The 12,351-nt window shown below is 61.2% G+C and carries 8 protein-coding genes; 7 read left to right on the top strand and 1 reads right to left on the bottom strand.

The annotated features are described in order from the left end of the window. Window positions 1-129 precede the first annotated feature (129 nt). From ileS to SIAM614_RS14810, 5 genes are all read left to right on the top strand, one after another. Window positions 130-3,090, top strand: a complete 2,961-nt coding sequence (ileS, locus tag SIAM614_RS14830) for an isoleucine--tRNA ligase (protein WP_040440365.1) — start codon at window positions 130-132, stop codon at window positions 3,088-3,090. Between the two features lie 21 nt (window positions 3,091-3,111). Then, window positions 3,112-3,645 (top strand): signal peptidase II, encoded by a 534-nt coding sequence (gene lspA, locus SIAM614_RS14825; RefSeq protein ID WP_006935656.1) that lies wholly within the window; start codon window positions 3,112-3,114, stop codon window positions 3,643-3,645. A gap of 114 nt (window positions 3,646-3,759) precedes the next feature. After that, window positions 3,760-4,431 (top strand): hypothetical protein, encoded by a 672-nt coding sequence (locus tag SIAM614_RS14820; protein ID WP_006935654.1) that lies wholly within the window; start codon window positions 3,760-3,762, stop codon window positions 4,429-4,431. A gap of 269 nt (window positions 4,432-4,700) precedes the next feature. Then, complete coding sequence (locus SIAM614_RS14815; RefSeq protein WP_407636307.1) at window positions 4,701-6,101, top strand: M16 family metallopeptidase; 1,401 nt, start codon at window positions 4,701-4,703, stop codon at window positions 6,099-6,101. Between the two features lie 2 nt (window positions 6,102-6,103). After that, window positions 6,104-7,432 carry a M16 family metallopeptidase gene (locus tag SIAM614_RS14810; RefSeq protein WP_040440327.1) on the top strand — a complete coding sequence of 443 codons (1,329 nt, stop codon included), beginning with the start codon at window positions 6,104-6,106 and terminating at the stop codon, window positions 7,430-7,432. 410 nt (window positions 7,433-7,842) lie between these two features. On the opposite strand, the gene SIAM614_RS14805 is transcribed toward SIAM614_RS14810, so the two are convergent. Beyond that, the gene (locus SIAM614_RS14805) at window positions 7,843-9,429 is read right to left on the bottom strand and encodes an EAL domain-containing protein (protein WP_006935648.1); all 1,587 of its coding nucleotides are present in this window, start codon (window positions 9,427-9,429) and stop codon (window positions 7,843-7,845) included. A gap of 438 nt (window positions 9,430-9,867) precedes the next feature. On the opposite strand from SIAM614_RS14805, the gene SIAM614_RS30605 reads away from it, so the two are divergent. Together SIAM614_RS30605 and SIAM614_RS14795 are read left to right on the top strand one after the other, a co-directional pair. Further along, window positions 9,868-10,587, top strand: coding sequence for a hypothetical protein (locus SIAM614_RS30605; RefSeq protein WP_157139873.1), 720 nt, complete (start codon window positions 9,868-9,870; stop codon window positions 10,585-10,587). Between the two features lie 215 nt (window positions 10,588-10,802). Further along, window positions 10,803-12,296: a sigma-54-dependent transcriptional regulator gene (locus SIAM614_RS14795; protein ID WP_006935646.1), complete on the top strand. Its 1,494-nt coding sequence runs from the start codon at window positions 10,803-10,805 to the stop codon at window positions 12,294-12,296. Window positions 12,297-12,351: the final 55 nt, after the last annotated feature.

The raw sequence follows: 12,351 nt of genomic DNA, 5'->3' as shown, positions 1-12,351 counted from the left end.
CGGCTGACGCGGCAATGCGGCGCCAGGGACCGGGACTTCCTGATTTCATGTTGCTGCCCGAAAACGGGACGGCAATCATCCTGACAAATGACGCGGGCCCAGGGCCCGAACGACCGGATCGACGTGACGATGACCGAGACAGATAAACGCGACTATTCCGAAACGCTGAACCTGCCGCAGACCGAATTCCCGATGCGCGCCGGACTTCCCAAGAAGGAGCCGGAAATCCTGGCCCGCTGGGAACAGATGGACGTCTATAAAAAGCTGCGCGAACAGGGCAAGGGCCGCAAGAAGTTCGTGCTGCATGACGGGCCTCCCTATGCCAATGGCAACATCCACATCGGCCACGCGCTCAACAAGACGCTGAAAGACATCGTCACCCGGTCCATGCAGATGACCGGATACGAGAGCAACTACGTGCCGGGCTGGGACTGCCACGGCCTGCCGATCGAATGGAAGATCGAGGAACAGTACCGCGCCAAGGGCAAGAACAAGGACGAGGTGCCGATCAACGAATTCCGCCGCGAGTGCCGCGAATTCGCCGAGCACTGGATCGACGTGCAGCGCAAGGAATTCAAGCGCCTCGGCATCGAAGGCGACTGGGACAATCCCTACCTGACAATGCGCTTCGAGAGCGAAGCCATCATCGCGCAGGAGTTGATGAAGTTCGCCACGTCCGGCCAGCTTTACCGCGGCTCCAAACCGGTGATGTGGTCGGTTGTCGAAAAGACGGCGCTTGCCGAAGCCGAGATCGAGTATCAGGACTACCAGTCCGACATGATCTGGGTGAAATTCCCGATCGAAAGCGCCGGCGGACGCGATGAAGCGGCGGTCGAGGAACTCCTGGACGCTGCCGTCGTGATCTGGACGACCACGCCCTGGACCATCCCGGGCAACCGCGCCATCAGCTATTCCTCGCGGATCGACTACGGCCTTTATAAGGTTACGCAGGACGGGCTTCCGGACGACAACTGGGTCCAGAAGGGCGACAAGCTGCTTCTGGCAGATGCGCTTGCCGGCGAAGTGTTCAAGAATGCCCGCATCACCGATTTCACACGCGTGCGATCCGTCAGCAACGACGAGCTGGCAACGCTGACCTGTGCCCATCCGCTGGCCGGTCTCGACCTCGGCGGATACGATTTCGACGTGCCGCTGCTGGACGGCGACCATGTCACCGACGACGCGGGTACGGGCTTCGTCCACACCGCACCGGGCCACGGCACGGACGACTTTGAAATCTGGATGACCAACCGGGCCGACCTGGAAGCGCGCGGCATCAACACCGCCATCCCGTTCACCGTTGCCGATGACGGCTTCTACACCAAGGAAGCTCCGGGCTTCGAAGGCTGTGAGGTCATCACGCACAAGGGCGAGAAGGGCAAGGCCAACAAGGCCGTGATCGAGAAACTGAAGGAAAGCGGCAACCTGATCGGTCTTGGCCGGTTGAAGCATTCCTATCCGCATTCCTGGCGCTCCAAGAAACCGGTGATCTTCCGCAACACGCCGCAGTGGTTCGTCTATATGGACAAGCAGCTTTCCGGCGAAGGCGACACGCTGCGCACGCGCGCGCTCACCGCCATCGACGAGACTCGCTTCGTGCCGGGTGCCGGCCAGAAGCGTCTGCGTTCGATGATCGAAAACCGGCCGGACTGGGTGCTTTCGCGCCAGCGCGCCTGGGGCGTTCCGATCACCGTCTTCATTCACAAGGACACCTCGGAAGTCCTGAAGGACGAAGCCGTCAACAAGCGCATCTACGATGCCTTTGTATCTGAGGGTGCCGACGCCTGGTTTGCAGACGGTGCCAGGGAGCGTTTCCTGGGCAACGACTACAAGGCCGACGAGTGGGACATGGTTACCGACATTCTGGATGTCTGGTTCGACAGTGGCTCCACCCATGCCTTCGTGCTGGAACAGCGTGAAGACCTTGCGCCCAAGCGCAAGACCGACGGCGGCGAGGATTACGTCCTTTATCTGGAAGGCTCCGACCAGCATCGCGGCTGGTTCCACTCCTCGCTCCTGGAAAGCTGCGGCACGCGCGGTCATGCGCCCTATGACGCCGTTCTGACCCACGGCTTCACCATGGCCGAAGACGGCCGCAAGATGTCGAAGTCACTCGGGAATCAGGTGTTCCCGCAGGACGTCATCAAGCAGTATGGCGCTGACATCCTGCGCCTGTGGGTGGCTTCCACCGACTATTGGGAAGACCAGCGCCTGGGGCCGGAGATCATCAAGACCAGCGTCGACAGCTACCGCAAGCTGCGCAACACACTGCGCTGGATGCTGGGATCGCTTGCCCATGCCACCGGCGAAGAAGTTGCCCTGGCCGACATGCCGGAGCTGGAGCGGCTGATGCTGCACAGGCTCTCCGAGCTCGACAAGATGATCCGCGAAGCCTACTGGGAGTTCGACTACAAGAAGGTCTTCCACCAGCTCTTCACCTTCATGACGGTGGAACTGTCGGCCTTCTATTTCGACATCCGCAAGGATGCGCTTTACTGCGACGCGGCTTCGTCCGTGCGCCGCAAGGCCTCTCTCTTCGTGATCGACAAGCTGTTCGATTGCCTGGTCACCTGGCTGGCACCGATGATGCCCTTCACCATGGACGAGAGCTGGACGTCCCGCTACGGCGAAGACACCTGCGTTCACCTGCAGCAGTTTCCGGACGTGCCTGCCGAATGGCGCGACGATGCGCTGGCGGCCAAATGGGCGAAAATCAAGACGGTGCGCCGCGTCATCACCGGTGCGCTGGAAATCGAGCGCCGTGAAAAGCGGATCGGTTCGTCGCTGGAAGCGCACCCGGTCGTGCATGTGACCGACCCGGAACTGATGGACGCGCTTCAGGGCAAGGACATGGCAGACATCGCCATCACCAGCCAGTTGAAGCTCAGCAGCGAACCGGCACCGGAGGGAGCCTTCACGCTCAGCGACACCAAGGGTGTTGCCGTTGTGCCGGGTCTTGCCGAGGGCACCAAATGCGCCCGCTCCTGGAAAGTGCTGCCGGAAGTCGGCTCCGATCCGGAGTATCCGGACGTGACCCTGCGCGACGCCGCTGCCCTGCGTGAATGGGACGCAGCCCATGCCCCGGCCTGAGCGGCAGGGATCCCCGTCACGATGACATCGCAGGAACCATCTTTCAAAGAAACGAAACGGCCCCTTCTCTGGGGCCGTTTCAGCAGCTTCGTGCTGCTGATCGCGCTGGTCGGCGTTGCCATCGATCAGGGCAGCAAGCTCTGGCTGGTCTACGGCTTCGATCTTGCCCGCAACGGACCGGTCGATCTTCTGCCGTTTCTGGAGATCGTGCTGGTGTGGAACCGCGGCATTTCCTATGGCCTGTTCCAGCAGAACAGCGATCTGGGCCGCTGGCTCCTGGCCGGTGTGACGATTGCCGTCACCATTGGCCTGTGGGTCTGGTCGGCGCGGTGCCCGTCGCGCCTTGTGGCGCTTGCGCTGGCACTCGTCATCGGCGGGGCAATCGGCAACGGCATCGACAGACTGGCCTTTGGCGCCGTGGTCGATTTCGTCCATTTCCACGTCGGCACCTTCTCCTGGTACGTGTTCAACCTGGCGGATGTGTGGATCGTTGCGGGCGTCGCCGGTCTCCTGTATGACAGTTTTCGAAACGGTCCTAATTCAGCCGCAAAATAGTGGTTTAGGCTGGACAACGACTTATCGCGGGCGAAGTGCTGCCGGCTGTATTTTATGAGAAATCGAGGGGTCTGCGCAGTGCGGACGTTAGTTGGGTTTGTAAAGAATTCTGCAGTGCTGGTGCTTCTGGCCGGTTTGGCCGCGTGCCAGGCGGCGGATGGCACGAGCCAGGCACCGGATGTCGCCCTTGTCGACTCGGTCATGAAAGGCCTTGGCGCTGTCAATCCGAACGAAAAGCAGATCGAATACAAACCCCGTGCGCCGCTTGCCATGCCTGCAGAGCCGACAAACCTGCCCGAACCGGAGACCAATGTCGCCGGCGTGAACGATCAGAACTGGCCCAAACAGCGCGAAAGCGAAGAGCTGAGCGAGCTGAAGCAGATTTATGCAAGTTCCGGCAAGGCAGGCAGCATGAACAGCGAAGCGCTGACGCCGGAACAGATGCGCGGCTTCAAGATCACCGGTGTGACCGGCCAGAATCGCGATCTGGAAGCGGAGCGGCGGTTCAACGAGGTTACCGAGGGCGGCAAGCTGACCCGCGCGGAGCAAAAGGCCGAATGGGAGCGCCTGCAGCAGTTGCGGTCCCAGCAGGCCGGTATCGAGCAGAACGGCCTGTCCGCACGCCGCTATCTGACCGACCCGCCCACCGGCTACAGCACGCCGTCGCCGGATGCACCGATGCCGGAAGTCGTGAAGAAAAAGCGCAAGCCGACCAATTACGACGAATACAGTTCCACGCCGCTTGATCCGCGCTGCCTGGAAGGCGATCAGGCCTTCTGTAAATGATCGATCGGTGAGCGGGGCTCCGGCCCACGGCTCAGATGACAAAAATGTAACGGGACCTCCGGACCGCACCTCCTATATGGAGGGTAAGTCCGGAGGTCTTTTTTGTTGGCCACCTTGAAATTATCCGGCCTTGCGCTTTCCCCTCCCCTTGTTGAAGCGCATGCTGTCTGGAAGACAAAGAACGGGAGTTGCATGTGAACCCATCCCACTCAAGACACGCCACGACGTCCCCCGTGCGGCGGTTGAAGCGTTCCATCGGTCTCGTGCTGGTGCCCGCGTTCCTGCTTGCCGGCGGCACGGCTCTCATTCCGGCAACCGCCTTTTCCGCCCCGGCAGCCACCGGCAATCTGACGATTGCGCCGAACCTGGAAAGCTTCACGCTGGACAACGGCTTGCAGGTGGTGGTCATTCCGGATCGCCGTGCGCCGGTAGTCACCCATATGATCTGGTACAAGGTCGGCTCCGCCGACGAGCCGGAAGGCCAGTCGGGTGTTGCGCATTTTCTCGAACATTTGATGTTCAAGGGAACGCATGACCATCCCAACGGGGAATTCTCCAAGATGGTTGCCGATCGCGGTGGCCAGGAGAACGCCTTCACCAGCACCGACTACACCGCCTATTTCCAGAAGGTCGCCAAGCAGCACCTGCCGCTGATGATGACGCTGGAAGCCGACCGGATGGAGAATCTGGTCCTCACCGACGACGTGGTGACGCCGGAACGGGACGTGGTTCTAGAAGAACGGCGCATGCGGGTCGACAGCGAGCCTGGTTCGCGGCTGCAGGAAGCCCTCAATTCCATCACCTTCGTCAACCACCCCTACGGGTCTCCCGTCATCGGCTGGCAGAGCGAAATCGAAGCGCTCAACAAGGAAGCCGCAATTGCCTTCTACGACCGTTTCTACACGCCCAACAACGCGGTGGTGGTGATCGCCGGTGATGTGGATGTGGATGCAGTTCACAAGTTGGCCGAGGAAACCTACGGCAAGGTTGCCCGGCGCGCCGAGCCTGGTGAGCGCGTCCGCCCGGCCGAACCGCCGCTTGCCGGAGAAAGGCGCATAGCCGTTTCCGACCCGCGTGTGCGTCAGGTGTCCCTGTCGCAGACATGGATCGTGCCGAGCCAGACCACCGGCAAGGGCCGCACCCCCGAGGCGCTGGACATCCTGTCCTACATCCTCGGTGAAGGGCCTTCCAGCCGTCTGCATAAAGCTCTGGTCCTCGATCAGGAAGTCGCCCTGAATGCCGGGGCCTACTACCAGGGCAGCGCCCTCGACGATGGCCGCTTCGGCGTCTACGCCGTGCCGCGTCCAGGCTACACGCTGGAGGACATGGAACGCCTGATCGAGGCCGAGCTTCACAAGCTGATTGAAACAGGTGTCACCGAAGACGAAGTCGAACGGGCCCGGAACAGCATGATCGCTAGCGCGATCTATGCCCAGGACAGCCAGTCCGGACTGGCACGCCTGTTTGGCGGCGCCCTGACCACCGGACAAACGGTCGAGGATGTCCAGACCTGGCCTTCGCAGGTGCAGGCCGTCACGCCCGAGGACGTTGTCGATGCGGCCCGCACCTATCTCGCCAGCGTGCCAGTGACCGGCGAGTTGCGCATGGAACCGCCGGTGGTGCCTGATGCCGCCCAATCCGACGCGCCCCAGATGAAGGACAAGTCCTGATCATGGCACAAACTCTATTCGCATTGCGCGGTCCCGTTTCCGCACTCGCCCTGTCGTTCGTTGCCCTGCTTGGCCTGATGAGGTTGGCGCAGGCCGTCGAGATCCAGGAAGTCACCAGCCCGAAAGGCATCACGGCCTGGCTGGTGGAAGACCACACCGTGCCCATCATCGCGCTCGATTTTTCCTTCGACGGCGGTTCCGCACAGGACCCGGCCGGCAAGGAAGGCCTGACGCGTCTGCTTGCTGCCACGCTTGATGAAGGCGCGGGTGAAATGGATTCCGAGACCTTCCAGTCCAGACTGGAAGAACTCGCCGTCAGCATCAACTTCAGTACCGGCAAGGACCGGTTCTACGGCAGCTTGCGCACGTTGACGCCGACCCTTGAAGAAGCGAGTGACCTTCTGGCCCTGGCCGTCAATCAGCCGCGTTTCGATGAAGCCCCGGTCGAGCGCATGAAAGATCAGCTTTCACAAAGCGCAAGACGCAATGAAAGCGACCCGGACGCGATCGCCGGCAGGTCCCTCGCCGAAGCCATGTTCGGCGATCACCCCTACGCCCGGCCGACGATCGGCACCGCCGAGACCCTCAGCGGCCTGACCGCGGCTGATCTTGAAAGCCAGCAGGGCAAGCTTCTTGCCCGCAAGGGACTGATCATCGGTGTTGTCGGCGCAATCGATGCGGACACCCTCGCCGGTGTTCTCGACAAGGTTTTCGCTCCGCTACCGGAGGAAGGCCAGCTCATCGAGATCGCCGATTTCGAACCGGACTTCGGGACAGAGGTGAACCAGCAACTGGCGGTTCCGCAAACAACGATCCTGCTCGGCCTGCCGGGGCTGACCCGCAACGATCCGGATTATCAGGCCGCCTTCGTGATGAACCACATTCTGGGCGGAGGCACCTTCACGTCCTGGATGTATGAGGAAGTGCGGGAAAAACGCGGCCTTTCCTATGGCGCCGGCACGTCTCTTTCTCCCTATGCGCACACGGGTCTTCTGATCGGCAACGCCGCAACCAAGGCGGACCGTGCAGACGAAACGGTGAAGATCATGCTGGAACAGATCCGGCGGATGGCCGAGACCGGGCCCAGCGAAGATGAACTGCAATCCGCCAAACAGTATCTGACCGGCTCATACCCCTTGCGCTTCGACAACTCCGGCAAGATCGCCCGTCAATTGGTCGCGCTGCAGAACGCCGAGCTGGGGATCGACTATTTCGACCGCCGCAACAGCGAGATCGAGGCCGTGACACTGGACGACGTCAAAAGGGTTGCCAAACGCCTTCTGGCGGACAAGTCGCCCACCGTGGTGACCGTCGGCCCCAAACAGGGATAGCGCCTCGCCTCCTGCAACACCACAGCAATGACAAACGCCCCGGCTCAAACCGGGGCGTTTTTGGTTTTGCCGGCGTCAGCTCATGTTAGATGCGAGATAAGCTTCTGGCGGTGTTGTGTGTGGGCCTCCAACGCCGTCAGCGTCATTCCAAGGGGGACCATTGCGATCCAGGGTCAATCGCTTCGGCAAGGTGGCTTGAGAGTGGGCCCCGGATCTGCGGCGCGCTTGTCCGGGGCGACACCGAGGGTTGGGAGAGCGGCAGCGGAAGACGGCTGATGACAGGACCTTATGTTGCCTGCTTCTTTACGTGTTGCGGCCGCTGACGTCAGAAGACAGTCAAGCTGGTTCGTTGAACGTTGGTAAGCCCTCGATAGCTTTTAGTTTTGCAACCGAGTGAACAGGCGAGTGGATCAGCCTGCGGCGGACCGTCTTGGGCCGGGCGCGGGTGCACCCTGGAGCACTTCAGCGCGCACCGGGCGTGGCGGTGAGAACAGGTTGCCCTGGGCAAGCTTGACGTCATAGTCGAGCAGTTCCAGCACCTGAGACTCCGTTTCGACGTGGTCGGTGATCAACTGCATGCCATAGCGGTGCAGCAGATCGCCAAAGTCGGACGGATGAATGTGGCCGTGCTTGGCCTCGCGACGGCCGATGAGATAGTCGGCGTGCAGCTTGCCGTATTTGAAACCGCGACCGGCCAGCGAATTGAAGTCCATCTTCATATCAACGATCTGATCGACGGAGAAGCGGAACCCTGCTTCGAACAGGGAGCTCAGGCTTTCCAGCTCCAGTGCGCCCATCTGGGCGACATCGTCCTGGGAAAATTCGAACACCAGAACATCCGCCAGATCCTGGTTGGCCTTCACGAATTCCAGGAAGCCCGGGAAGAAGGTTTCGTCGACAAGCGACTGCGTCGAGATATTACAGAACAGGATGGCATTGCGATTGCGCGATGTCAGCCGGCGGACCACCTGAATGGAACGGAACAGCAGCAGATTGTCGATGCGGGCGATCTGACCGGACAGAACCGCTTCCGGCACAAAGGCTGACGCCTCGATCAGATTGCCGCCATGGTCCCGCAGGCGGGTGAAGGCTTCATAATATTTCACCTGGCGCTGAGGCAACGTCACGATAGGCTGCAGGTGCAGCTCCACCCGATTGGCGTTGAGCGCCGAGGTGATCAGTTCGCGCATGGCCATGTTCGGCTTCGGCTTTTCCGCCGGCATGGCAGCGCGTTCCGGAAGACGCTGCTCATGCTCTGCCGGCAGATCGAACGCGTAATCCTGCTCGTGCCCGTAATCCCGCTCGTTATGGACCGGCTGCTCGCCGCCGAAAATATGCCCGGGCTTGTCGCCGAGGCGCGGTGTCTGGACGCCATAGCGGCGGTCGAAATCACTCATGTCCCGCCCGGGCGCAGCCGCGGGAGCATAGGGGGCCTGCAAGCCGGCGTCAGGCGCCTGAGAATAAGCGGGTGCCGAGGCCTGCTGCTGTCGCTGCGGGGCCTGCGGCTGCTGCACCGGAGGCCAGTTCTGCGGAGCCTGATAGGAAGAGGAAGGGCGGTTTTCGCCCTGATAGGGTTGTTGGGGCTGCTGGTAGCGCGGCAGGCTGGGCATCTGCGGCGGTGGGGCGATGGCCTGCTGGTCCTCCACCCTCGCTTCCAGATCCGACATGGCCTCGGCCATCTGCTTGACCAAGGTTCCCAGCACCTCGACTTCGGCAAACAGCGGATCGATTTCGGCACGGGTGCGGCGCGGCATGGTGTGTTCCATGCCCGTGAGCCTGCCTTCCAGATTGCCGACATCCTCGTCCAGATCCGCCATGCGTTCTTCCAGACGGTCGACCGCCTCGCTCACGGCGCCCCGGTCGCGCGCGCGACCGATCAGCAGATGGATCAGGATCATGGTGCACATGAGCGCAAGCGACAGGGATACAGCTTCGCCGAACGGCCGTCCGAACTGGAAGATCAGGACTGTCGCGGACGACAGCGCGATCACGGCCATGCAAATAGCTACAAATATGGTCCCTGTCCGCCCCATGGTATTCGAAAGTTCCAACGCGAATCAAAAGTTACTGGTTAATCATGCCTTAAGAACCATGCATGGCCGAATCTACAACCGCTTTGCAGTCTGGAATCGGTGACTTGTCCCCGACTATGGTTGATGCGTCACGTAATTTTGGTGTTTTCGCACTTGCCGCAGCGTTCGGTGTAGCGGAAGTGGCTCACAACCATCAACCCTCTGCGGTTACGCTGCTTTGTCTCTTTGACCATTGCAATCGGGAGCACTTCGTCTAAATTTACGCAAGGGAACTTTTCGCGACGGATCACTTAATACGTCTTGCAGGGGGCTGATATGCATGCAGCCGAACAAACGACATATCGGACACGGCGCGGGAATGCGCCGGATGCGAAGATAGACCAGCCTGCCAAGGATCGCCCCGTGCCGGGTGCGCCTCTTTCCCTGGAGCCCGATGAAGCGATCGCCCAGAAAACGGATCCGGACCAGGTTCCGTGCGAGGAACAGATACAGGCCGCTCTCATCAACACCCTGAAAAGTCCCGAATTCCAGTCGGCTCCCCAACTGCGGGCTTTCCTTGGCTTTGTCGTGAATGCCACGTTGAGCAGGCAACAGGAAAAAATCAAAGGCTATACGATCGCGGTCGAAGCGCTCGGGCGGCCGGAAGACTTCAATCCGGTGACGGACCCGATCGTTCGTGTCGAGGCGGCCCGGCTTCGGCGCAGGCTCGAGAAATATTATGCCGGTTCCGGTGCCGAGGATCCTGTCCGGATCACCATTCCGAAAGGCAGCTACGCACCGGAGTTCCTTCCGTCGCATGCGGCGGCATTGCTGGAGCGTTCACCAGACCTTGCGACCAAAGACGAGGCTGACATCGATCTGGAAGGGAGACACCTTTTACCGGAGGCGATAGCGCCTCAGCGCCTTGCAACAGGGGACGTGCCGGTCACGGATCTTGGGTATGACATACCTCGGTCGCCGCTGCCCCCTTTGCTCTCTGGAACCCCAGCCCGAAACCGGGAGCCCTCTTCGGTGGGCGTCAGCAAACTGCAGGCTGCATTGGCTAATCCCGTTGCTCCACGGCTGGTGGTCGCCCTCTGCCTTGCGAGTTTTCTGGCTGGATACCTCGTGGCCGTTCTTTAAGCCCTCACGGGCGTGCGATCTCCCACCTTCCGGCAAATGCCCCGTCGCCAGTGGATTATTTTGCTGATTTCGGCCCTTTTCTGTGCCGAAGCCGAAGATCGACTGCAAATTGCGCGTTCTGACAACGCTTTGTTTACCCTGTTCGGAGAATTATCAAATTGACGAATCTTTCGATACTCGATTGACCCGTATCCAGCGATGGGAGTTACCCAGCAATGGGGAGTAATGAGGGCAAAGAGCTGCCTGTTATAGTACGCGTACTTGACGCAACGGCCTCCGAGGCCGCCCGCACATCTGCGGTTTGCGCCAAGCTGTCTCATGCCTGTACGGACCCCATCCTGTACACGGAATCCTCCTCCTGCCTGCAGGACCTTGCAGACAAGACCACCGACATTCTGATCATCGATCTGGAAACCATCGGCGGCGATGAAGCTCTGGAAGCCTACGCGGTCCGCTGCCCCAAGGCGGTCATCATAGCGGTCTCGTCCAAGGGGTCGGTCTCCAGGGCCGTCAGCGCCATGCGTGCCGGTGCGCATGATTTCCTGACCAAGCCCTTCTCGCTTGATGCGCTTGCCTCCAAGATCTCCTTCCAGTTGAAACAACGCAGGCCCACTCAGCCGGCAGCTTCCGCAGCGCCGCAGACCGTGCAGCCCGCCGTTTCTTTCCCGGAGTTTTCCGCGCCACCGGCCCGGACAGTTCCGGTCAGACCCGAAACGTCCGGAATGAACCGGCTTGTGGGCACCTCCGCGCAGATGCGCGACATTCACGACCAGATCGCGCGCATGGCGCCGTCGCAGGCCCCGGTCTTCATTACCGGCGAATCCGGAACAGGCAAGGAACTGTGCGCCGCTGCGGTGCATGACCTTTCCGAACGGCGCTCCAACCGGTTCGTGACGTTGAATTGCGCCGCTATCCCCCGGGATCTGATCGAAAGCGAAATTTTCGGATATGTGCGCGGCGCCTTTACCGGAGCCACGGACAACCGCGAAGGCGCCGCCGAGCAGGCCAATGGCGGAACGCTGTTCCTGGACGAGATCGGCGAGATGGACCTTCTTTTGCAGAGCAAGCTGTTGCGCTTCCTGCAGACGGGAACGTTCCAGCGCCTTGGCGACACACACACCCGCAAGGTGGACGCGCGCATCATCTGCGCTACCAACCGGAACCCGGTTCAGGAAATATCCGCCGGCCGCTTCCGTGAAGATCTCTACTACCGCCTGCACGTTCTGCCGATCCACCTGCCGCCACTCAGGGAGCGCCGCGACGATATTCTGCCGCTCGCCGAAACCTTCCTGGAACGCTATTCGGCGGAAGAGCGGCGCGGATTCAGAGGGTTCGACGCGGACGCGGAAGCGCGGATCATCTCCTACCCCTGGCCGGGCAACGTGCGCCAGCTTGAGAACACCATCCGACAGATCGTGGTCATGAACGATGGAGCCGCAGTCACCTATGACATGCTGCCGCTGGTCATCCGCGACCAGAGCAGCCGGCCGGGTACTCTGATCGACCTGTCCCGCGAGCGGTCGCGCGCTGCACCGCCGCCAAGCCGGCCGTTCGGAACCATCGAACCGCTGTGGGCCCAGGAGCGGCGTATCATCGAAGACGCTCTTGACGCCTTCGACGGCAACATTGCGATGGCTGCCGCCGCCCTTGAAATCAGCCCTTCGACGATCTATCGCAAGCGCCAGTCCTGGACGGCCCGCACCATGTGAGGGCCGTCACCGGCGACGCCTTAACCGCAATCCGGTTTTCTTGTTTCGCGGATAA

It is taken from the genome of Roseibium aggregatum IAM 12614 (assembly GCF_000168975.1).
Classification (GTDB): domain Bacteria; phylum Pseudomonadota; class Alphaproteobacteria; order Rhizobiales; family Stappiaceae; genus Roseibium; species Roseibium aggregatum.
This window is presented reverse-complemented; position numbering and strand designations above follow the sequence as displayed.

What these genes read in the sequence shown, in the direction of transcription:
- ileS (WP_040440365.1), top strand. Translation starts at nt 130, where the DNA reads ATGACCGAGACAGATAAACGCGACTATTCCGAAACGCTGAACCTGCCG.
- lspA (WP_006935656.1), top strand. Translation starts at nt 3,112, where the DNA reads ATGACATCGCAGGAACCATCTTTCAAAGAAACGAAACGGCCCCTTCTC.
- SIAM614_RS14810 (WP_040440327.1), top strand. Translation starts at nt 6,104, where the DNA reads ATGGCACAAACTCTATTCGCATTGCGCGGTCCCGTTTCCGCACTCGCC.
- SIAM614_RS14805 (WP_006935648.1), bottom strand. Translation starts at nt 9,429, where the DNA reads ATGGCCGTGATCGCGCTGTCGTCCGCGACAGTCCTGATCTTCCAGTTC.
- SIAM614_RS14795 (WP_006935646.1), top strand. Translation starts at nt 10,803, where the DNA reads ATGGGGAGTAATGAGGGCAAAGAGCTGCCTGTTATAGTACGCGTACTT.